Source organism: Sphingomonas sp. BK036 (assembly GCF_004216825.1).
In the GTDB taxonomy this organism is placed as follows: Bacteria; Pseudomonadota; Alphaproteobacteria; order Sphingomonadales; family Sphingomonadaceae; genus Sphingomonas.
This window is the reverse complement of the sequence record NZ_SGXR01000003.1, coordinates 1,296,149-1,317,108: the sequence shown is the minus strand read 5'-3', so window position 1 is coordinate 1,317,108 and position 20,960 is coordinate 1,296,149. Positions and strand designations below refer to the sequence as shown.

The window sequence follows — 20,960 nt, the reverse complement described above, 5'->3', positions numbered from 1 at the left end:
AGGGCGGCGTCGCGAGACGCCGCCCTTTTCCGTGTCAGGCGATCGCCAGGACCAGCTTGCCGTCGCCTTCGTCGACCCGGACGGTCGAGCCGTCCTTCACCTCGCCGCGCAGGATCATGTCGGCGAGCGGGTCTTGCAGATAGCGCTGGACCGCGCGCTTGAGCGGCCTTGCGCCGTAGACGGGGTCGTAGCCGACACGGCCGAGCCACGCGCGGGCGGCTTCAGTGAGGTCGAGCGTGATCTTGCGATCTGCGAGCAGCTTGTCGACGCGGCTGACCTGGATGTCGACGATTGGCGCCATGTGCGCCTGCCCCAGACGGTGGAACAGGATCACCTCGTCGAGACGATTGAGAAATTCCGGGCGGAAGTGCGACCGGACGATCTCCATTACCTGCGGCTCGACCGACGATACGTCGTCACCCTCCGCCATGTTGGCGAGATACTGGCTGCCGAGGTTGCTCGTCAGGATGATCAGCGTGTTGCTGAAATCCACCGTGCGGCCTTGGCCGTCGGTCAGGCGACCGTCGTCGAGCACCTGGAGGAGCACGTTGAACACGTCGCCATGCGCCTTCTCGACCTCGTCGAACAGGATCACCTGATAGGGACGCCGGCGGACCGCCTCGGTCAGCACGCCGCCCTCCTCATAGCCGACATAGCCGGGAGGCGCCCCGATCAGCCGCGCGACCGCGTGCTTTTCCATGAACTCGCTCATGTCGATGCGGACCATCGCTGACGGATCGTCGAACAGGAACTCGGCGAGCGCCTTGGTCAACTCGGTCTTGCCGACGCCGGTGGGGCCCAGGAACAGGAACGAACCCAAAGGCCGGTTCGGATCCTGTAGCCCCGCACGCGCACGACGGACCGCGGTCGAGACCGCCTTGACCGCATGAGCCTGGCCGATGACGCGCTTGCCGATCGTCGCCTCCATCGCGAGCAGCTTGTCGCGCTCGCCCTGGAGCATCCGCTCGACCGGGATGCCCGTCCAGCGGCTGACGACACCGGCGATGTCGTCCGCGGTGACCTCCTCGCGCAGCATCGCGCCCTTGGTCGCGCCCGCCGCCTCGTCGAGCTGGCGCTGCAGGCCGGGGATCGTGCCGTAGGAGAGCTCGCCCGCCTTTGCGAGATCGCCGGAGCGCTGTGCCTGGTCAAGTTCGAGCCGCGCGGCGTCGAGCTGTTCCTTGAGCCGTGCCTCGGCGTTGATCTTGTCCTTCTCGCCCTTCCAGCGCGCCGTCAGCTCGGCGGACTGCTCCTCGAGATTGACGAGATCGCCCTCAAGCGTGTCGAGCCGGTCAACCGACGCGTCGTCGGTCTCGCGCTTCAGGGCCTCGCGCTCGATCTTGAGCTGGATGATGCGACGGTCGAGATTTTCGATTGCCTCGGGCTTTGACTCGACCTCCATGCGTATGCGCGACGCGGCCTCGTCCATCAGGTCGATCGCCTTGTCGGGGAGGAAGCGGTCGGTGATGTAACGGTTCGACAGCGTCGAGGCGGCGACGATCGCGCCGTCGGTGATGCGGACTCCGTGGTGGAGTTCGTATTTCTCCTTCAATCCGCGCAGGATCGAGATCGTGTCCTCGACGGTGGGTTCGCCGACCATCACCGGCTGGAACCGGCGCTGGAGGGCGGGGTCCTTCTCGACATATTTCCGATATTCGTCGAGCGTGGTCGCGCCGACGCAGTGGAGCTCGCCGCGCGCGAGTGCGGGTTTCAGCAGGTTGCCCGCGTCCATCGCGCCTTCGGATTTGCCCGCCCCGATCAGCTGGTGCATCTCGTCGATGAACAGGATGACGTCGCCCTCGGCGGCCTTCACCTCGTCGAGTACGCCTTTCAGCCGCTCCTCGAACTCACCGCGATACTTCGCGCCCGCGATCAGGCTGCCCATGTCGAGCGACATGAGGCGGCGGTCCTTGAGCGTATCGGGGACGTCGCCGTTCGCGATGCGAATGGCCAGCCCTTCCGCGATAGCCGTCTTGCCGACGCCGGGTTCGCCGATCAGCGCGGGGTTGTTCTTGGTGCGGCGGGCGAGGATCTGGATCGTGCGGCGGATCTCCTCGTCGCGGCCGATCACGGGGTCGAGCTTGCCGTCACGCGCCGCCTGGGTGAGGTCGCGCGCGAACTTCTTGAGTGCGTCATAGCGGTCCTCGGCGCCCGCGGTGTCCGCGGTGCGGCCCTGGCGGACGCTGTTGATCGCGGTATTGAGCCCCTCGGGGGTGACGCCGCCCGCCTTCAACGCCTTGCCCGCGGCGGTGTTGAGCGACAATGCGAGCGCGACGAGCAGCCGCTCGACGGTGACGAAGCTGTCGCCCGCCTTGGTCGCGATCTCCTCGGCCTGGTCGAGCACGCGCACCGCGTCGTTGTCGATGCCCGGCGTGGTCTGCGCGCCCGAGCCCGACACGGCGGGGATCTTGGCGAGCGCGAGATCGGTTTCCGACGTCGCGCGCTTGGCGTCGCCGCCTGCCGCCTTGATCAGCCCGGCGGCCATGCCCTGCTCGTCTTCGAGCAGCGCCTTCAACAGATGCTCGGGTGCGATCCGCTGGTGGTTCATGCGGATCGCGACGGTCTGCGCGGACTGGAGAAAGCCTTTCGCGCGGTCGGTGAATTTGTCGATGTTCATGACGAATCCCTGTGGATTTGCTCGGTGTTGCCCAAAAGATGGTGTTGTATTTGGGCAACACAAGAGGCGGCGCGGCTGCAGCATGGAGTGCCGGCGGCGAAGTTACAAATCCCGCGGGCTGCAACCAGCGCAAGCCGTCGTCCGCGTAGCGCCTATTCGGGGTGGTGTCTGGTGGGGGAGGTGGGTGCCCTCCGCATCGCGCTTTCATCAAAGCGTCCGATGCGGAGGCACAACCGAAAAACTGGTGCTGCCGGTGAGGATTGAACTCACGACCTCAGCCTTACCAAGGATGCGCTCTACCACTGAGCTACGGCAGCACTCGCTGGCATCGCTGCCGGCGGAGAGGGGCTAAGAGACGAGGGCGGGACGATTGTCAAGGCATCCCGCCAGGATGTAGGGCGGATTTATGGATGATCGGGATCGAAAGGCGGCAGAGAAGGCCGAACGCATGGCCGCCGCGCTGCGGGAGAATCTGCGACGGCGGAAGGCGCAGGCGCGGGCAGTTAGTGCCGCGCCTGCCACTGAGGACGAGCCGCTCAAGTAAGTGATGCGCATTTGGCGGCGAGCCAGGCGCGATCCGCCTCGTCGGTCATTTCCGGGGTCAGGACCGCCAGCACCTTTGCGTGATAGTCGTCGACCCAGGCGCGCTCCTGCGGCGTCAGCAGCGAGGGTTCGATCAGCGTGCGTTCGATCGGGCAGAAGGTGAGCGTCTCGAAGCCTAGCATTTCCCGGTCGGCGCCCGGAATGGTGCGTGGCTCGATCAGGATCAGGTTCTCGATGCGGATGCCGTATTCGCCCGCCTTGTAATAGCCCGGCTCGTTCGACAGCATCATGCCGGCACGCAACGGCTCCAGCGCCGCGCCGCCGGGATAGTTGGGCGCGGCGATACGCTGTGGCCCCTCGTGGACCGCGAGATAGGCGCCGATACCGTGGCCGGTGCCGTGCGCGAAATCGAGCCCTGCTTCCCACAGCGGCCGGCGGGCGAAGGCGTCGATCTGCCCGCCCATCGTGCCGTCGGGAAAGACCGCGGTGGCGATCGCGATGTGGCCCTTGAGGACGCGCGTGAAGCGGTCGCGCATTTCCGCGGTGGGATCGCCGATCGGCATGACTCGGGTCACGTCGGTGGTGCCGTCGGCATATTGGCCGCCCGAATCGATCAGATAGAGCTGGCCCGGCTCGATCGGCGCGCTCGATTCCTCGGTGACGTGGTAATGCGGGATCGCACCGTGCGGACCGGTCGCGGAGATCGTGTCGAACGACGTGCCCTTGAGGACGCCGGTTTCCTCGCGGAACGCCAGCAGGCGCGCGGCGGCGCTCAGTTCGGTCTGCCCGCCCTTGATGCATTCGATCTCGACCCAGCGCAGGAACCGCGCGAGCGCCGCGCCGTCGCGCGCCGATGCGGCACGGTGGCCACCGATCTCGACCGGGTTCTTGATCGCCTTGGCCAGCACGACGGGATCGCGCAGTGGCAGCGTCCTGGCGCCACCCGCCTGCAACGCCTGCGTGATCGCGGCGACGGTGCGCTCGGGATCGGCGGCGACCCGCTTGCCCGCATAGCCGCCGAGCGCCGCGGCGAACGCGGTGCGATCATGCAGGCGCACTGCGTTGCCGAGATGCTGGCGCACGCCGTCGTCGATCTTGTCGGGCGCGACGAACAGGTCGGTCGTGCCGTTCGCGCCCACGATCGCGTAGGACAGCGCGACGGGGGTGTGGTCGACGTCGTCGCCGCGGACGTTGAGCGCCCATGCGATCGAATCGAGCGCGGTGAGGACGACCGCGTCGGCCTTGTGATCGGCGAGCCAGTCGGCGATCGCGGCGCGCTTCTCGGCGGAGGAGGCGCCGGTGAACTGGTCGGGCTGGACGGTCAGCGGCGCGGGCGACGGGGCGGGACGGTCGGTCCAGATCGCATCGACCGGATTGGCCTCTACCGCGACCAGCATCGCGTCGCGCTCGGCCAGCGCAGCGGTGGCGGCGACGACCCAGCCATCGGTGTGGAGCCACGGGTCGTAGCCGATCCGGCCGCCAACCGGCGCATGCGTGCCAAGCCAGGCGGCGGGGCTGGTCTGCGGCACCGGCTCATAGGCCCATTGTGCGCCGTCGACCTGCTCGCGCACCTGGATCGTGTAGCGGCCATCGGTGAAGATCGCCGCGCGGTTCGCCAGCACGACCGCGGTGCCCGCCGACCCGCCGAAGCCGGTCAGCCAGGCGAGCCGCTGCGCGTAGCCGCCGACATATTCGCTCATGTGCTCGTCGGTCAGCGGGATGACGAAACCGTCGAGATTATCGGTGGTTAGCTGGGCGCGGAGGGCGGCTAGCCGGGCAGCGGGGCGGGCGTTCGGGGTCATCGGTTCAGGCTCTCGTCAAAAGTGAAGTAGAGAAAGTGCAGACGCTGGCGCGGGTTTGGTGCGCGCTCGATATGGCCTCTGCAGCGGGAGGCGGCGGCGGAGATTCGGGGGTGGATCGGACGGTCTTGGGCCATGCCGGGGGTTTGGCAGAAAGGGGCTGTGTAGGACAGCGGGCTTGGGCGCGCGCGGTCTAGCCGACGAACTCTCCCCACCTCGCCACCTCGCCACCTCGCCACCCCCCATCTCTCCACCTCCCCGGCGGAGGCCGGGGTCCAGTTGGGGGACGTTGCTGACTGAGCGCATCGCGTCGTTACTGCGGCCTTCCCAACTGGACCCCGGCCTTCGCCGGGGTGGTGGACGTGCGTGGGTCGCTTGCCATCTCGATGCCACAGCGTTTGGCTTCCACTCCCGGCGCGGCTAACACATCGGCATGATCACTCCCCCTATCGCCGACCAGCGACCGCATAGCTTCACCACGCACGGCGTGACGATCGAGGATCCCTATGCGTGGCTGAAGGATCCGAACTATCCGGAGGTCGATGACGAAGACGTGCTGGCGTATCTCAAGGCCGAGAACGCGTATTTCGAGGCGCAGATGGCGCCGCATACCGCGCTGGTCGACACGATCTACGAGGAGATGAAGGCGCGGATCAAGGAAGACGAATCCTCGGTGCCGCAGAAGGATGGCGATTGGCTGTACTGGACCGCGTACGAGACCGGCGGGCAGTATAAGAAATGGTGGCGCAAGCCCGTTGCGGGTGGTGACGACGAGCTGTTGCTCGACGAGCCGGCGCTGGCGGAGGGGCATGAATATTTCCGGCTCGGCGCGTTCTCGGTCAGCAATGACGGGCGGTATCTCGCCTATGCGATCGACGATAACGGGAGCGAGCGGTTCGAGGTTCGGGTCAAGGACCTGGATACCGGCGAGCACCTGCCCGACGTGATTCCGGGCATGCTGAGCGAGATCGTGTGGACCGCGGACGATGCGGGCTTCCTCTACGGTCTGGCGAACGAGCAGTGGCGGACGGACAATGCGCGGTTCCACCGGCTGGGAACGCCGATCAGCGACGACGTCGTGCTGTTCCATGAGGAGGACGAGGGCTTTCGCGTCGGTGTGGGCGAGACGAGTTCGCGCAAGTGGATCGTGATTGCGACGAGCGATCATGTGACCAGCGAGATCTACCTGCTCCCCGCGCACGAGCCGCTGGCGGTGCCGATCCTCGTGTCGGCGCGGAAAGTCGGGCGCGAGTACGATGTCGACGAGCATGACGGAACGCTGTTCATCCACACCAACGACGTCGATCCGAACTTCCGGCTGTGCACCGCGCTGGTCGAGGAGCCGGGCGCGTGGACCGAGCTGATCCCGGCATCGCCGCATTTCTACATGACGGGGGTGGAGTGTTATCAGGACTTCTTCGTGGTCGACGGGCGCGAGGACGGGCTCGATCAGATCGCGATCCATCGGTACGAGACGCCGACCGAGGGCAAGCGGATCGAGTTTCCCGAGGCGAGTTATGTCGCGGGGCTGGGTGACAACCCTGAGTACGACATGACGGTGCTGCGGCTTGGGTATGAGTCGATGGTCACGCCGGGGACGGTGTATGATTACGACGTGGATTCCGGTGAGCGGACGATGCTCAAGGTGCAGGAGATCCCGAGCGGATACGACGCGGCGAGCTACGCGACCGAGCGGCTGAAGATCGTCGCGCGGGACGGGACGGAGATCCCGGTGTCGATCGTGTATCCGGCCGGGTTCGTGCGTGACGGGTCGGCGCCCTTGTTCCTCTATGCCTATGGCGCCTACGGCTATGCGATCCCGCCGGGCTTCTCGACCGGGCGGATGAGCCTGCTCGATCGTGGGTTCGCCTATGCGATCGCGCATATCCGCGGCGGCGATGACCTCGGGCAGCAATGGTATCTCGACGGCAAGCTTGAGAAGCGCGCGAACACGTTCAACGATTTCGTCGATGTGGCCAAGGCGCTGGTCGACGCGAAATGGACGTCGGCGGGGAAGATTGCGATCGCGGGGCGGTCCGCGGGCGGCGAGCTGATGGGGGCGGTGGTCAATTCCGATCCCGAGCTGTGGGGTGCGGTGATCGCCGACGTGCCGTTCGTCGACGTGCTCAACACGATGCTCGACGCCGAGCTGCCGCTGACGCCGGGTGAATGGCCCGAATGGGGCAATCCGATCGAGGACGAGGCGGCGTTCGCGCTCATCCGGTCGTATTCGCCGTACGACAACGTCAAGGCGCAGGCCTATCCGCCGATGTTCATTAGCGGAGGGCTCAACGATCCGCGCGTGACCTATTGGGAGCCCGCGAAGTGGGCAGCCAAGCTGCGGCTGATGAAGACCGACGACAACGTCCTGCTGCTCAAGACCAACATGGGGGCTGGGCATGGCGGCAAGTCGGGGCGGTTCGAGTCGCTGCGGGAGGGCGCGGAGGAGCACGCGTTCGTGCTGTGGCAGCTGGGCGTCGCGGGGTGAGCCGGTTCACGCTCTCGATCACCGCCGCGGACGCGGATATCGACGAGCTCGGGCATGTGAACAATGCGGTGTGGGTGCAGTGGATCCAGGCCATCGCCACCGCGCATTGGGAGGCGGTGGCGCCGCCTGCGCACAAGCTGGCCTATGTCTGGGTCGTGACGCGGCACGAGATCGATTATCGCGGGAGCGTGCTCGCGGGGGAGACCGTTGTTGGCGAGACGTGGGTCGAGGGTGGGCCCAAGGGGGCTCGGTTCGATCGGCATGTGCGGTTCGTCGGGGATGCCGGGCGGGTGAAGCTCGAGGCGGTGACGACCTGGGCTTTGCTCGATCGCGCGACGGGGCGGCTGATGCGGGTCCGTGAGGATATCGCCGCGCCGTTTTACTCGTAATTCCCCTCCCGCTTGCGGGAGGGGTTAGGGGAGGGCGCGACGTACGTACTGGCGTCCGGCCGGTGGGGCACGCCCGTCCCCCGACCCCTCCCGCAGGCGGGAGGGGAGCAGCTTTAGCCGCTGTTTCTCAGCGCGGTGGCGATCGCGTTGATTGATAGGAGGATGCCTTCGCCGATGCGGGGGTCGTCCTCGCCGGCGCGGCGGCGTTTGATGAGTTCGATCTGGAGGAGGTTGAGCGGCTCGATATAGGGGAGGCGGAGGCGGATCGAGGCGTCGAGCGCGGGGTGCTTTTCGAGCAGGCGCGACTGGCCGGTGACCTGCAGAAGCCCGTCATGCGTCTGGTGCCAGCCGTCGCGGATCGTCGTGAAGATCGCGCGGAGTGTATCGTCCTCGACCAGCCCCGCATAGCGTTCGGCGATGCCGATGTCGGATTTGGCGAGCACCATTTCGAGGTTGGCGAGCGCGGAGGCGAAGAGCGGCCAGCCCTGCGCCATGTCCTTCAACAGCGCCTTGTCCTCGAAATCGGCGATCGCGCGGCCGACGCCGTACCAGCCGGGGAGCATGACGCGCGCCTGTGCCCAGCTGAAGACCCAGGGGATCGCGCGGAGGTCTTCGATCCGGTCGGACTTGGTGCGGCTGGCGGGACGGCTGCCGATCTTGAGCCCGGCGATCTCGGCGATCGGCGTCATCTGGCGGAAGAAGGTGCGGAAGCCCTCCGTCCCGTAGACGAGGTCGCGGTAGCTGTGGAACGCGGTGGCGCTGAGCGTGTCCATCGCCGCGGAGAAGCTGGCATTGTCGGCGTTGGAGAGGCGTTCGGGCTCGAGGCTGGCGAGCAGCGTGGCGGAGGCGATCGCCTCGAGATTGGTCATCGCCGCGTCGCGCGTGCCGTATTTGGCCGCGATCACTTCGCCCTGTTCGGTGATGCGGATGCGGCCCTGGACGGTGCCGGGCGGCTGCGCACGGATCGCGCGGAACGCCGAGCCGCCGCCGCGCCCGACCGCACCGCCGCGGCCGTGGAACAGTTGCATGCCGACTCCGGCCGCGGCGAAGACGGGCTTGAGCGCGGTCGACGCTTTCGACAGCTGCCAGGTGGAGGTGAGATACCCGCCGTCCTTGTTGCTGTCGGAATAGCCGATCATCACTTCCTGATGGCCGCGCGCGGTCGAGATGGTGGCGATTTCGGGGAGCGCGAACCACGCGGTCATGACGCCGGGGGCGGCTTCGAGATCGCCGATCGTCTCGAACAGCGGGACCGCCATGATCGCGGCGGTGGCGCGCGCGCCGGGGCGGTAGAGGCCGACTTCCTTGAGCAGGAGATTCACTTCGAGCAGGTCGCTGACCGACTGCGCCATCGAGACGATGTAGTTGGTGATGCACGCGGGGCCATAGGCGGCATGCGCGTCGGCGGCGGCCTGGACGATCGCGAGTTCGCCTGCGGTTTCGTCTGTGTAGGCGGCGAAGCGCGAGGTGAGCGGGCGCGCGTTGGCGAGTTCGCGGCGGAGGAGGGCAACGCGCGCGTCTTCGTCGAGCGCGAGGTAATCGCCTTCGACACCGGCGACGTTCAGCAGTTCGGCGACGACGCGTTCGTGGACCGCGCTGTTCTGGCGGAGGTCGAGCGTGGCGAGGTGGAAGCCGAACGTCTCGACTGCGCGGATCAGCCGGCCGAGTGCACCGCCGGTCTTCAGCGCCGAGCCGAGGCCGTGCGCGAGCGTGACGAGATCGGCGCGGAAGTCGGCGGGGCTGGCATAGGGTTTGCCCGTCAGGCGACCGGGGCGCGGCGACGGCTTGCCGGTCAGCGTCTCGTGCGTTGCGGCCAGACGTGCGTAGATGCCAGAAAGCGCGCGGCGATAGGGCTCGTCGCTGCGGCTGGCAGCGTCGTCGCCACTGGCGTCGGCGAGCGCCTGCACCGCGGCGTCGGCGGGGGCGTGTTCGGTCGAGATCGACAGCTCGGCGCCGAGCGCGTGCACCGCCTCGCAATAATAGCCGAGCACGGCTTCGCTCGCCTTGGACAGCGCGGTGCGGAGCGAGTCGGCGGTGACATAGGGGTTGCCGTCGCGGTCGCCGCCGATCCAGCTGCCGGGGCGCAGGAAGCTGGGCGTGCGTTCGCCGAGTGCGCGGTCCCAGCGCTGGTAGAGCGCGGGGAGCGCGGGGAGGAACACGTCGCGCAGGTAGCTAAGCGCGGTGTCGACCTCGTCGGTGACGTAGAGCCGGTCGCGGCGCAGCACGCGAGTCTGCCAGAGGAGAGCGATCTGGCGGAGGATGGCGTCGTCGACGCTGTCGCCATCGGGCGTCGTGTCGCGGCCGAGATCGCGCAAGGCCATCAGCTCGGCGATGCGGTTGCGGTGGTCGATCATGCTCTTGCGCCGGACTTCGGTCGGGTGCGCGGTGAGCACGGGCGCGATCAGCGCGTGGTCGAGCAGCGTGCGGATTTGCGCGCGCGAGATGCCCTCGGATTCGAGCTGGGCAATGGCAGAGGCTAGGTCGGCGCCGTCCTCTGCGGCGATTCCCTGGCGGTCCTCGGCGAGATTGGCGAGCATCGAGAACAGCATGAAGCCGCGGACGAAATCGAGCGTCTCGTCAAGGCTGAGCTTTTCGAGGCTGAGATCGACCGCGCGATCGTCGCCAGGCTTGCCTTCGGAGGCGTCGCGGTGGCGCTCGACCGAGGCCTTGCGGATCGTTTCGGTGGCCTCGAACAGGCGCTCGCCGCCATAGGCGCGGATGACGTCCCCGAGCAGTTTGCCGAGGAAGCGGATGTCGGAATTGTTCGCGATTGCGGGAAGGCTGGCCATGATTCCCTGCTGCGCTGCGGCAGGGATCAGGTCAACCTCGCACGGTAGATTTGTCGTGCAGACGTGCCGCTGCACGACAGATAATTTCGCCTATTGGCGCTTGCGCGACTCCGCACGCTCTTCGGATGTCACGGTGCCGTCGCGGTTCAGGTCCATCCGGTCGAACCAGGCGAGCGTGCCTTCGCTCCACTCGATCGCGGTAATGACGCCGTCCTTGTTCCGGTCGAACGCCTTGATGCGCGCGTTGGGCGAGGGCAGCTCGTCCTTGGTGACGCGATCATCGGCGTTGCGATCGAGCGTGCGGAAGCGGCGTTCCATGCTGGCGCCGAAATCGAGCCGTGACGTCACCGACGGCGGCACGAAGCCCACCGCATTGGCATCGGCCTGGGCCCGCTGCGCATCCTTGTCGCCACAGGCAGACAGCAGTGCGCTCGACAGTATTAGTCCTGTCGCAGCAAAAGCTGCTCCGAGTCCGATCCGCATAGTATCTCCCGTTGATGAAAAGCCCTCAGGCTTCGAGCTCAACGTCCCAATACAGCCAGTCGTGCCATGTGTCGTGCAGGTAGTTGGGCGGGAAGCTGCGGCCGTGTTCCTGCAGATGCCAGTTGGTCGGGCGGATCGGTTCGATATGGAGCGGCATCGCCGCCTGTCTGGGCGTGCGCCCGCCCTTTTTGAGGTTGCAGGGCGAGCAGGCGGTGACGACGTTCTCCCAGGTGGTACGGCCGCCTTGCGCGCGCGGTACGACATGGTCGAAGGTGAGATCGCGCAACTTGCCGCAATATTGGCAGGTGAACCGGTCGCGCAGGAACAGGTTGAAGCGGGTAAAGGCGGGAAATTGCGACGGTCGGACGAACTGCTTGAGCGCGATCACCGAGGGCAGTTTCAGCGCGAAATTGGCGCTGCGGACTTCGCGTTCATAGGTGGCGACGATGTCGACACGATCGAGGAACACCGCCTTGATCGCGGTTTGCCACGGCCAGACGCTGAGGGGATAGTAAGAAAGCGGCGTGTAATCGGCATTCAGCACGAGCGCCGGACAACCATCCGGGTGGCGTATCAGGTCGGGGTGAAACACGGCTCCTCCCACTCAGGCTTCGCGAAACGCCCTATGGACGACAGCGATGACAAGGACATGACAGCACGGCGCATGGCGTCAGGTCAAGCATCGTGACCGTTATCACGCGGTTCGCGCCCAGCCCGACGGGGCGGCTGCACGAGGGCCATGCGGTGTCGGCGATCCGCGCGCACGACTTTGCGCGCGATCGCGGCGGGCAGTTCGTGCTGCGGATCGAGGATATCGACGGGACGCGGAGCCGGCCCGAATTGGTCGACGGCATTATCGAGGATCTGGCGTGGCTCGGGCTGCGCTGGGATGCACTGGTGTTCCAGTCGGCGCGGCTGGCGACCTACGAGGCGGCGCTGGAAACGCTGAAGACACGGGGGCTGGTCTATCCGTGTTTCTGCACGCGCGCCGAGATCGCGGCGAGCGCGTCGGCGCCGCAGGGCGACGTCGGGCCCGCCTATCCGGGGACGTGCCGGGGGCTTTCGGCCGAGGCGATCGCCGCACGGACGGACGCGCGGTGCTGGCGGCTGGATATGGGCAAGGCGCTGGCGGAAACGGGCACGCTGACGTGGCATGATGCGGCGGCTGGCCGCGTCGTCGCCGATCCGATGCCGCAGGGGGACGTGGTGCTGGCGCGCAAGGATGCGCCGGCGAGCTATCACCTCGCGGTGACGATCGACGATGCCGCGCAAGGCGTGACCGACGTGGTGCGCGGGGTGGATCTGTTCGCGGCGACGCACGTCCACCGAGTGTTGCAGGCGCTGCTCGGGTTGCCGGTGCCGGCTTATCATCACCATCCGCTGGTGGTGGATGCAGAAGGACGGCGGCTGGCGAAGCGGGACGGGGCGCCGTCGCTGGCGGCGATGCGCGCGGCCGGAGAGGACGGGCTGGCGCTCGCGGCTCGGGTGCGCAACCGACTGCTGTAGCAACGCCGCGGGGGCGGTTATGTCGCTACAGCTGGATCCCGAGGCGTGGCGCGGCCCAAGTCATTGCCGCGTAGAGCCCGATCGTCAGCATGCAGCCCGCGAGCAGCGACAGCCAGAACGGTGCGCCGTGGCGGAGCATCGCCGGGATCAGCAGGAACATCGGCAGCGAAGGCAGCACGTACCAGAAGGTGGCACCGGCGTGCGCGGCCATCGTTCGCGGGTCCGGCTTGTCGTGCCAGAGCCAGATCATGCCAAGGACCGAGACCAGAGGCAGCGAGGCGACCAGCGCGCCGACGCCGGGATAGCGCTTGGCGATCTCCGATGCCGCAGCGATCAGCACGCCCGAAATCATGGCTTTCAGCGTCAGGTATAACATAGGGTATTTGCGCGCATCATGCGGTCCTTCACAATATGCTACGCGGCATTGCTAGCGTTGGCGCGCGCGCTTACATTCGATCCATGAACACTTTCCTCGTCATCCTCCTGATCGCGGCCATGATCGCGACCGTCGTGGCTCTGGTGCGGGGCGTCGTGTCGTTCCTGCAGGAGGGCAGCGCGCAGGTCCGCGACGGCAACGGGCCAAGCGCCGCGTCGCTGAAATCGAATCGGATGATGCAGCAGCGGATCTTCTTCCAGGCGCTCGCGATCCTGATCGTGGTGGTGATCCTGTTTGCTGCCGGGCGTAACTGAGGCACTCTTTCCTTTGCTCATCCCCTCCTAGTCGTTCCGGCTTTCGTTGGAATGGCGAGGAGGGTGCAGTAGCTTCGACCGCGGCATGGCTCGAACCGAAGACCCGGCGGTCCTCCAAATCGATCGCACTGAAGGAACCGACCGGTGGTCAAGCTCAACACGATTTACACGCGCACGGGTGATGCCGGGACGACCGGTCTGGTCGACGGGTCTCGCGTGTCGAAGGCCAGCGCGCTGATCCAGGCGATCGGCGACGTCGATGAGGCGAACTCCGCGATCGGCGTGGCGGCGGTCGCGTTGGGGGAACATCCGTTGGCCGCCGCGCTCGCGCGGATCCAGAACGACCTGTTCGATCTCGGCGCGGATCTAGCGACGCCCGCCAGCGAGGGGGCGGACGATGACGCGTTCGCGCCGTCCGAGATGGTGTTGCGGATCGTCCCGTCGCAGGTCGCGCGGCTGGAGCGCGAGATCGATGCGATGAACGATCACCTCGCGCCGCTTCGCAGCTTCATCCTGCCTGGTGGATCGCCGCAGGCGGCAGCGCTGCATTTGGCCCGCGCGATCACGCGGCGCGCCGAGCGATCCGCCGTCGCGGTGGAGTCGCGGCTGAATCCGGCGGCATTAGCGTATGTTAACAGGCTGTCTGATTTCCTGTTTGTTGCATCGCGGGCGGTGAACCAAAATGGGGCCGGCGACGTTCTATGGCAACCGGGGGCTATGCGCGACTAGGTGTGCGCCTCCGTTCGAGCGCTGCGCGGAAAGTGCCGGATAGAAGGAAAGCCGATGCCGGATCCCGTTCGCTCCACAGTGTCCCCGTCGCAGCAGTCCGAATTAGCGGGCCGCTTTGCCAAGGTTCGTGCGCTGTCGCTGGACCTGGCCGCGCCACTGTCGGATGCGGATGCGACGGTGCAGTCGATGGCCGATGCGTCGCCGACGAAATGGCATCTGGCGCATACAACCTGGTTTTTCGAAACGTTCGTCCTGCGCGATCATGTCGCGGGTTACGCGCTGCACGACGATCGTTTCCCGTTCCTGTTCAATAGCTATTACGAGGCCGAGGGCCGTCGGCATGCGCGCGATCGGCGCGGGATGGTGACCCGGCCGTCGCTGGACGAGGTGCGGGCGTATCGCGCGCATGTCGACGCGGCGGTGCTGGCGGCGCTCCCGGACCTGTCCGCGGACGCGCACGCGTTGGTCGCGCTCGGCTGTCATCATGAGGAGCAGCACCAGGAATTGCTGGTGACGGACATCCTCCACATGTTTTCGGAGAATCCGCTCGAGCCTGCGATGTGGCCGGCGGCGCGTAAGGTGCCGGTCGAAATGCCGGGCGCGATCGGCTGGATCGCGAAGGATGGCGGGATCGTCGAGGTTGGGCATCGGGGCGACGGGTTCGCGTTCGATTGCGAAGGGCCGCGGCATCAAGCGCTGCTGGCACCGCATGCGATCGCGGACCGGACGGTGACGAACGGCGAATGGGCCGCGTTCATCGCGGACGGCGGCTATACCGAGGCGCGGTACTGGCTGGCGGACGGTTGGGCGTGGGTGAAGGCCGAGGGCATCGTCGCGCCGCTCTATTGGGAAGAAGGCGAGTCGGGCTGGACCCGGTTTGGGCTGGACGGGCGTCGCGCGATCGATCCGGCGGCGCCGGTGACGCATGTCAGCTTTTTCGAGGCGGATGCGTATGCGGCCTGGGCCGGCGCGCGCTTGCCGACCGAGTTCGAATGGGAGGCGGCGGCAGCCTCGCACGATGCGAGCGGTGGCAACCAGATGGATGTCGCAGGCCCCGTCGAGCCACGGCCATCGACCGGTGGTCCGGGGTTCTTCGGCGATGTCTGGGAATGGACCGGCAGCGCGTATCGGCCCTATCCGGGGTTTGTCGCGGCGGCGGGTGCAGTCGGCGAATATAACGGCAAGTTCATGACGTCGCAGTTCATCCTGCGCGGTGGCAGTTGTGCCACCCCGCGCGGCCATGCGCGCGCAAGTTATCGCAATTTCTTCTATCCGCACCAACGGTGGCAGTTCACCGGCGTGCGCCTGGCGAAAGATATCTGATGTTGAAGCCTGAGATCGAGGACGGCCAGCAGACGCTCGCCGACCCGCAATTCCGTGCGGACGTGCTGGACGGGCTGGCGCGGCGGCCGCGTGCGATCCCGGCGCGGTGGTTCTACGACCGGCGCGGATCGGAACTGTTCGAGGCGATCACCGACCTGCCCGAATATTATCCGACTCGGACCGAGCGTTCGATCCTCGAGACGGCGTGCCCCGAGGTGGCGGCGATCGCCGGCGCGGGGCGGGCAGTCGTCGAGTTCGGCTCCGGATCGTCGACCAAGACCCCGATCCTGCTCGATGCGGTGGCGCCGTCCGTCTATGTGCCGATCGACATTTCGGGCGACTTCCTGCGCGAATCGTCGAAGGCGCTGGGCCAGCAATTCCCCGATCTGCTGGTGCTGCCGTTCGAGGCGGATTTCATGCGGCCGCTCAGCCTTCCCAAGACGATCGCCGACACGCCGAAATTGGGGTTCTTTCCGGGGTCGACGATCGGCAACATGATCCCGCTGATGGCGGTCGACCTGTTGCGCGCGATGCGCAGTTCGCTCGGCGTTGGCGCAATGCTGTTGATCGGGATGGACCGGATCAAGGGCGCGGACGTGCTGGTGCCGGCCTATGACGATGCACAGGGCGTGACGGCGGCGTTCAACATGAATTTGCTCGAGCGGATCAACCGCGAACTGGGCGGCGACATCCCGCTCGACGCGTTTGCGCATAAGGCGGTGTGGAACGACGATCGCGCGCGCGTGGAGATGCATCTAGAGGCGGTGCGGGACGTCGCTTTCACAGTCGACGGGCGGTCATTCGAAATGTCTGCAAGTGACACTATTCACACGGAGAATTCGCACAAATATGGTGCGCGGGATGCGCGGATCTTGTTGCGGTCGGGGGGGTGGACGCCGGTGGCGGAGTGGACCGACCCCGAAGGGCTGTTCGGTGTGTATCTCGCCGAGGCGCAGGTGGAGCGGCCGGCGCCGTAAGCAAGGGGTGCCTCGTGGCAGGGGCTACGAGGCACCGATGACGCTCAGGCCTTGTCGATCCGGAAGCTGAACAGGTGCCGCTCGCCGTTTATCTCGACCGCGAGGACGACCATCTCGCCGACCTTCGGCTTGTTCACCTTCGAGCAGACGATCCGCCCGCCATACCCGCTCTCCGGATCGAGCGTGGTGGTCTGGACATACTCATCGTTGAGCATTTCCAGGGTCTTGTTCAAGCCGATCTGGCTGAGCGCGATCGCACCACCGCCAGCGGCGACGGTTGCAAGCTGCCCATCGCTCAGGCCGGGGCGATCGATAACCGTCCGATAGATGCGCCCGCCCGGTGCGTACGTCGTCACGGTCGTATTATTGTCCTGAGCCGCCGCAGCCGCCCCGGCGAGCATTGCATAGCCGATCTGCGACCACATTGCCCGCTTCTTGGTCTTGGATTCCACCTGCTCCTTAGTGAAGACGGATAGCGTTTCCTGCGCGTAGGAGAACGACATGTTCTCGACGCCAATGTTGATGGGTGATTTCGACTTGTTGTATACCGCGACGCGGAACGTCAGGCTTCCATGATCGAGGCCAGGAAGCGGAACGACACGTACGGCGGCCTGCTGATCGGCAAGATCTTCCTCGATCGTTGGAACGCCGCGATCGAAGCGAACGATTTGAGCAGACGTCGGCGCCGGCTTGATTTCTAGTTTGGCGAACGCAGGCGTCGCCGTCAGCGCGAACGCGCTGAAAATAACAAGATACTTCATTATGCCCCCATAAAACGCGGATCCCCATCCGCGTCTGGCGGCACTACCATAGCGTATTGAACGCCATCAACGTAGCAAGACTTACAAAATCTTGATCCATTTCGAGTTTAACTCGGGGGAGACTTTTGGAGGCATGGGGGATTTAGGAGATCGCGATTGCCAGCAGCGCGACAATAGCTTGTGTCCCTTGGCCGTCAGCGCACCACCCTAGTGCGCCAGGTGGTGATGTAGTCGATGTTGCCGCGGCATTCGCCCATGTCGGCTTGCTCGGACAGGCGGAAGCGGGTGCCGTCCCAGACGAAGCTCTGGTGCGAGCCGCAGTCGCCGAGGCCGCGGCCCTTGGCGTAGCTGGTGAGGACGCCGTTCTCGAACGCGCCGTTGACGACGCTCTGGACGGGCGTGCCCGAGTCCGCGCCGGTCGCGTCGAAGCCCGCGGGCGCGTCGGTGCGGGCGGGGGTGACGACGGCGCCCTCGACGATGAACAGCGCGCCGATCAGATTATACGCGCCGGTCGAGCAGGGGAGGAGCACGAGCGACTTGCCGTCGCCGAGCGCGTGGACCTCGGGCGCGAACAGCGTTGGGTCCCCGCCACCCTCGGCGCCACCGAGATCGCACTCGCCGCGCTTGCGCATCGTCGCGATCTGCGCGGGGGTGAGGCTGGAGGCGGCGCCGCCGGGGGTGATCGCGGCGATGACGGGGAGGGCCGGGGTGGGCGCACGCGACGGGGCGGGGCCTTTCGCGACGATCGCGTCGACGCTGCCCGCGCGGCCCTGTTGCGCGTCGATGTAGCGCAGCGCGGCGGCGGCGCCCTTCAGCGACAGCGTGGCGAGCGTGCCGCCTTTCGCGTCGAGGATCGCGAGCGACGCGGCGTTGGCCATCCGCGCGGCGAGCGTGGCGGCGTCGTGCAGCGCCACGGGCTTGCCGTCGACGGCGAAGCTGGCGGGCGGGCGCGTGGTGGCGGCCTCGTCGTTGCGGGTCTCCAGCGCGAGCGAGACCGTGCCGCCGCCGCGCGCCACGGCGCCGGGTTCGCGCATCAGGTTCAGCGTTATCATGTCCTCGCTAAGCCCCTGCTCGGGGAGCAGCGAGGCGAGCGTGCAGCGCAGCGTGGTGTCGCAGCCGACGGTCCAGTCGGCGAAGGTCTTCAGCGTGCCGGGCGTCGGACTGGCGTGCGAATCGGTTGCGGGCGCGGGCGGGCGCGGCGTGGCGGGGGTTGCCCTTGGTCCGGGCCCGGGCTCCGGCACGGATTTCTGCGCGGATTGCGGCGTGGGCTGGCTTGGCGAGCAGGCCATCAGCGGCAGCACGAGGGCGGCGGCCAGCGCGGAAAAGATCGGTTTGCACGACATGGCCACAGCCTAGCGCGGTGGCAGCGCAGGGAAAAGCCGCTAGGGAGGGCGCAACAAAGCAGGAGAGAGACATGAGCGGGACCGGGCAGACGATCGGCGTGATCGGCGCAGGGCAGATGGGCGCGGGGATCGCGCAGGTGTCGGCACAGGCTGGCTTCCACGTGCTGCTGGCGGACGTATCGCTGGAGCAGGCCGAAAAGGGCAAGGCGGGGATCGCCAAGGCGCTCGCGCGGCTGGTCGAGAAGGAAAAGATCGGGTCGGACGCGCGTGACGGCGCGCTCGCGCTGATCGAGCCGGTCGCCAGCGTGGCGGACATGGGCGACTGCGCCATCGTCGTCGAGGCGGCGACCGAGCGCGAGGCCGTCAAGCGCGCGATCTTCGCCGAGGTCGGCAAGGTGCTCGGGCCGGACGCGATCCTGGCGTCGAACACGTCGTCGATCCCGATCACGCGGCTGGCGCAGGCGGCCCCCGATCCGGCGCGGTTCATGGGCGTGCATTTCTTCAATCCGGTGCCGGTGATGCGGCCGATCGAGCTGATCCGCGGCCTCGCGACGTCGGACGCGACGGTGGCGGCGGTCGAGGCTTATGCCGAGCGCCTCGGCAAGCAGGTGGTGCACGCCAACGACGCGCCGGGCTTCATCGTCAACCGCGTGCTGATGCCGATGATCAACGAGGCGTGCTTTGCGCTCGGCGAAGGCGTGGCGAGCGTGCGCGACATCGATCTTGCCTGCCAGCTGGGGCTGAACCATCCGATGGGGCCGCTGACGCTGGCGGATTTCATCGGGCTGGACACGTGCCTGGAGATCACGCGCGTGCTGTTCGAAGGGACGGGCGATCCCAAGTTCCGGCCCGCGCCGGTGCTGGTGAAATATGTCGAGGCCGGTTGGTTCGGGCGCAAGACCAAGCGCGGGTTTTACGACTATTCGGGCGCGGAGCCCGTGCCGACGCGGTGAGGGAGGGGCGGATGTGTCGGGGGGGGGGGGCGACACAAACGCCCACATGCGGTCGTTCGATGATCTTCAAGCATCCACCGATTGCAGACATTAGTTTATGCTGGCAGTCTTACTGGATGACGTGGAAACGAATTAGTCTTGCCACTTTGCTGGGCACTATTGCTCTCCCCACGGGCTTCTACCCAATGAAGGTGGCTCTGACTGAGTGGTACTTGCATACCGCTCCTAACGACGGGCTGTCCGGATTAGGGGTACTCGCAGGAAGTCTTTATTTCGCTCTGGCTTGCGGACTTGTGACTTTCGGAATCGTTCTGAGCCTACGCCGTCAGCGTCCATAGCGTCCGTACTGTCCATTTCGTTTTTGCCCAAACGCGGTCGTCAGAAGTTATTGAACTTACCTTTGAGCAACATCCACCAACCGATAGAGGGGGGATAGCGCGACCAACCACAAAGCGAGCGTCGCCCAGAGGTGATCGCCGTTTTGATTTAAAAGGACATCGGAAATCGACCCGGTCCATCCTGCGAAGAAAGCTACGGGGTACCAGGCCAAAACGGTCCACGCAGCTACGACTCCGCCACCTAGGATTCGGCTCGTACGTGTTTTGTCTCGACCCATCCTATGACGTTAGCATTCGAATGTCATTTTACGAACTCAGTCGTCCCAAAAGCCGTCGGTCCGCTTGCCACCACCAAGGGACGTTCGCGCCCCCTTTGGCGGCATCCTGAACGAATGGCTGATTACCGCAAGCGCGGCCCGAAAGCGGCCGTTCCGCTATCCTCTCCATTCCGGACATTCCGATTACGCCCAATCTCGGCCACTCATGGCCCCCGCTGCCGTTACCAATTGCGGACATTGCTAAATTGGCTACCTTGTTCCCTATGCCAGCCGCCCGTCCACAGGCCGCGCCGATCGCTCCGCTTCCTCTGACTGGGGAAGAAGCGAGGTTCATCAGCGAAACGATTCGGCGGTTTCTCGGCGATGACGTCGTGCTGCGTAATTTCAGCGGAAACCCTGAATGTATTGCCATTCATGTGGAAACTGACCGGGAGGTCAGCATGGAAAAGTATGACTGCCTCGGCGTACTAATGACTCGAATAGATCGCCCGATAGGGATCATGGTAACGCGGCGCGGAACGCGAGTTCGCGGCACTGCCAAGCTCGCCTATCGGCAGGGCATCATCATTTAATCGTCTGCTTTAAGCAGCGTTCAGCCAAAAGCAGCCTTTCCGCTTCCCTCTCCATCTCGGCCATTCCGCGGTTGCCCACAAGCGGCCACAAGACGCATAATTCGATGCCGTGCTACGATGCCGACGGCGGAGGGGAGTGCGGACGGTGAAGACACCAGATGACTTGATCGAGTGGGCGAACGAGCAGCGCGAAGAGGCTTTGCGACAGGTCGATCTCTTCAGTACCGGCGGCGTGAAGGCGCAGCTCGTCATGCCGGATGGAACGACGCACGACATTACTGCCGGGGTGCTTTCGCATCAGAAAGCGAACATAGACGCTTTCACGCATCTCGTGTCGGCGTTGAAGAGTTTATGTCCGCTTTTCTCATAGCAGCGGACAGTGCGA

General features: G+C 66.1%; 18 protein-coding genes and 1 tRNA gene. 10 read left to right on the top strand and 9 right to left on the bottom strand.

Going from position 1 to position 20,960, the window contains the following annotated elements; all coding sequences use genetic code 11:
* Positions 1-34: 34 nt before the first annotated feature.
* From clpB to EV283_RS06265, 3 genes are all read right to left on the bottom strand, one after another.
* Complete coding sequence (clpB, locus tag EV283_RS06275) at positions 35-2,614, bottom strand: ATP-dependent chaperone ClpB (RefSeq protein ID WP_130323533.1); 2,580 nt, start codon at positions 2,612-2,614, stop codon at positions 35-37.
* A gap of 242 nt (positions 2,615-2,856) precedes the next feature.
* A tRNA-Thr gene (locus tag EV283_RS06270) sits at positions 2,857-2,931 on the bottom strand.
* Between the two features lie 219 nt (positions 2,932-3,150).
* Entirely contained in the window at positions 3,151-4,959 is a 1,809-nt protein-coding gene (locus tag EV283_RS06265; protein ID WP_130323531.1) for an aminopeptidase P family protein, read from the bottom strand.
* Positions 4,960-5,389: 430 nt separating this feature from the next.
* Here EV283_RS06265 and EV283_RS06260 point away from each other — a divergent pair, with 430 nt between their 5' ends.
* Together EV283_RS06260 and EV283_RS06255 are read left to right on the top strand one after the other, a co-directional pair.
* Positions 5,390-7,444 carry a S9 family peptidase gene (locus EV283_RS06260; protein ID WP_130323529.1) on the top strand — a complete coding sequence of 685 codons (2,055 nt, stop codon included), beginning with the start codon at positions 5,390-5,392 and terminating at the stop codon, positions 7,442-7,444.
* Positions 7,441-7,833, top strand: coding sequence for an acyl-CoA thioesterase (locus EV283_RS06255; protein WP_130323527.1), 393 nt, complete (start codon positions 7,441-7,443; stop codon positions 7,831-7,833). The genes EV283_RS06260 and EV283_RS06255 overlap by 4 nt, the downstream gene beginning before the upstream one ends.
* A gap of 113 nt (positions 7,834-7,946) precedes the next feature.
* Here EV283_RS06255 and ppc read toward each other — a convergent pair whose 3' ends face one another.
* From ppc to EV283_RS06240, 3 genes are all read right to left on the bottom strand, one after another.
* Positions 7,947-10,622, bottom strand: coding sequence for a phosphoenolpyruvate carboxylase (gene ppc, locus EV283_RS06250; protein ID WP_130323525.1), 2,676 nt, complete (start codon positions 10,620-10,622; stop codon positions 7,947-7,949).
* A 90-nt stretch (positions 10,623-10,712) separates the two neighbouring features.
* A complete protein-coding gene (locus EV283_RS06245) occupies positions 10,713-11,105 on the bottom strand; it encodes an EF-hand domain-containing protein (protein WP_130323523.1) in 393 nt (130 codons plus the stop codon).
* Positions 11,106-11,130: 25 nt separating this feature from the next.
* Positions 11,131-11,697 carry an HNH endonuclease gene (locus EV283_RS06240; RefSeq protein WP_056418900.1) on the bottom strand — a complete coding sequence of 189 codons (567 nt, stop codon included), beginning with the start codon at positions 11,695-11,697 and terminating at the stop codon, positions 11,131-11,133.
* Positions 11,698-11,786: 89 nt separating this feature from the next.
* Between EV283_RS06240 and gluQRS the strand changes: the two genes are divergently transcribed.
* On the top strand, positions 11,787-12,611 hold the full coding sequence (gene gluQRS / locus EV283_RS06235; protein ID WP_130323521.1) for a tRNA glutamyl-Q(34) synthetase GluQRS: 825 nt from the start codon (positions 11,787-11,789) through the stop codon (positions 12,609-12,611).
* Positions 12,612-12,636: 25 nt separating this feature from the next.
* Here gluQRS and EV283_RS06230 read toward each other — a convergent pair whose 3' ends face one another.
* Positions 12,637-12,987, bottom strand: a complete 351-nt coding sequence (locus EV283_RS06230) for a DUF3147 family protein (RefSeq protein ID WP_130323519.1) — start codon at positions 12,985-12,987, stop codon at positions 12,637-12,639.
* Between the two features lie 83 nt (positions 12,988-13,070).
* Here EV283_RS06230 and EV283_RS06225 point away from each other — a divergent pair, with 83 nt between their 5' ends.
* The 4 genes from EV283_RS06225 to egtD all read left to right on the top strand — a co-directional run bounded on the left by EV283_RS06225 (position 13,071) and on the right by egtD (position 16,330).
* Entirely contained in the window at positions 13,071-13,301 is a 231-nt protein-coding gene (locus EV283_RS06225; RefSeq protein ID WP_130323517.1) for a twin transmembrane helix small protein, read from the top strand.
* A 144-nt stretch (positions 13,302-13,445) separates the two neighbouring features.
* Positions 13,446-14,030: a cob(I)yrinic acid a,c-diamide adenosyltransferase gene (locus tag EV283_RS06220; protein WP_130323515.1), complete on the top strand. Its 585-nt coding sequence runs from the start codon at positions 13,446-13,448 to the stop codon at positions 14,028-14,030.
* Positions 14,031-14,084: 54 nt separating this feature from the next.
* Positions 14,085-15,353 (top strand): ergothioneine biosynthesis protein EgtB, encoded by a 1,269-nt coding sequence (egtB, locus tag EV283_RS06215; protein WP_130323513.1) that lies wholly within the window; start codon positions 14,085-14,087, stop codon positions 15,351-15,353.
* The gene (egtD, locus tag EV283_RS06210) at positions 15,353-16,330 is read left to right on the top strand and encodes an L-histidine N(alpha)-methyltransferase (RefSeq protein ID WP_130323511.1); all 978 of its coding nucleotides are present in this window, start codon (positions 15,353-15,355) and stop codon (positions 16,328-16,330) included. The genes egtB and egtD overlap by 1 nt, the downstream gene beginning before the upstream one ends.
* 44 nt (positions 16,331-16,374) lie before the next feature.
* Here the strand turns inward: egtD and EV283_RS06205 are convergent, their stop codons facing one another.
* Both EV283_RS06205 and EV283_RS06200 read right to left on the bottom strand, forming a co-directional pair.
* Positions 16,375-17,091, bottom strand: coding sequence for a hypothetical protein (locus EV283_RS06205; protein ID WP_130323509.1), 717 nt, complete (start codon positions 17,089-17,091; stop codon positions 16,375-16,377).
* A 194-nt stretch (positions 17,092-17,285) separates the two neighbouring features.
* Positions 17,286-18,434 (bottom strand): DUF1176 domain-containing protein, encoded by a 1,149-nt coding sequence (locus EV283_RS06200; protein ID WP_130323507.1) that lies wholly within the window; start codon positions 18,432-18,434, stop codon positions 17,286-17,288.
* Positions 18,435-18,505: 71 nt separating this feature from the next.
* Between EV283_RS06200 and EV283_RS06195 the strand changes: the two genes are divergently transcribed.
* The 3 genes from EV283_RS06195 (at position 18,506) to EV283_RS06185 (ending at position 20,945) form a co-directional block, all read left to right on the top strand.
* The gene (locus EV283_RS06195; protein ID WP_130323505.1) at positions 18,506-19,387 is read left to right on the top strand and encodes a 3-hydroxyacyl-CoA dehydrogenase NAD-binding domain-containing protein; all 882 of its coding nucleotides are present in this window, start codon (positions 18,506-18,508) and stop codon (positions 19,385-19,387) included.
* Between the two features lie 879 nt (positions 19,388-20,266).
* Positions 20,267-20,575, top strand: a complete 309-nt coding sequence (locus EV283_RS06190; RefSeq protein WP_130323503.1) for a hypothetical protein — start codon at positions 20,267-20,269, stop codon at positions 20,573-20,575.
* Between the two features lie 145 nt (positions 20,576-20,720).
* Positions 20,721-20,945 (top strand): hypothetical protein, encoded by a 225-nt coding sequence (locus tag EV283_RS06185; RefSeq protein WP_130323501.1) that lies wholly within the window; start codon positions 20,721-20,723, stop codon positions 20,943-20,945.
* Positions 20,946-20,960 lie beyond the last annotated feature (15 nt).

Excerpts from the sequence above, each read along its gene's own strand:
- EV283_RS06245 (WP_130323523.1), bottom strand. The coding sequence starts at position 11,105 with ATGCGGATCGGACTCGGAGCAGCTTTTGCTGCGACAGGACTAATACTG.
- ppc (WP_130323525.1), bottom strand. The coding sequence starts at position 10,622 with ATGGCCAGCCTTCCCGCAATCGCGAACAATTCCGACATCCGCTTCCTC.
- clpB (WP_130323533.1), bottom strand. The coding sequence starts at position 2,614 with ATGAACATCGACAAATTCACCGACCGCGCGAAAGGCTTTCTCCAGTCC.
- egtB (WP_130323513.1), top strand. The coding sequence starts at position 14,085 with ATGCCGGATCCCGTTCGCTCCACAGTGTCCCCGTCGCAGCAGTCCGAA.
- EV283_RS06230 (WP_130323519.1), bottom strand. The coding sequence starts at position 12,987 with ATGTTATACCTGACGCTGAAAGCCATGATTTCGGGCGTGCTGATCGCT.
- EV283_RS06205 (WP_130323509.1), bottom strand. The coding sequence starts at position 17,091 with ATGAAGTATCTTGTTATTTTCAGCGCGTTCGCGCTGACGGCGACGCCT.
- EV283_RS06260 (WP_130323529.1), top strand. The coding sequence starts at position 5,390 with ATGATCACTCCCCCTATCGCCGACCAGCGACCGCATAGCTTCACCACG.
- EV283_RS06225 (WP_130323517.1), top strand. The coding sequence starts at position 13,071 with ATGAACACTTTCCTCGTCATCCTCCTGATCGCGGCCATGATCGCGACC.
- EV283_RS06190 (WP_130323503.1), top strand. The coding sequence starts at position 20,267 with ATGCCAGCCGCCCGTCCACAGGCCGCGCCGATCGCTCCGCTTCCTCTG.
- EV283_RS06265 (WP_130323531.1), bottom strand. The coding sequence starts at position 4,959 with ATGACCCCGAACGCCCGCCCCGCTGCCCGGCTAGCCGCCCTCCGCGCC.
- EV283_RS06200 (WP_130323507.1), bottom strand. The coding sequence starts at position 18,434 with ATGTCGTGCAAACCGATCTTTTCCGCGCTGGCCGCCGCCCTCGTGCTG.
- EV283_RS06195 (WP_130323505.1), top strand. The coding sequence starts at position 18,506 with ATGAGCGGGACCGGGCAGACGATCGGCGTGATCGGCGCAGGGCAGATG.
- egtD (WP_130323511.1), top strand. The coding sequence starts at position 15,353 with ATGTTGAAGCCTGAGATCGAGGACGGCCAGCAGACGCTCGCCGACCCG.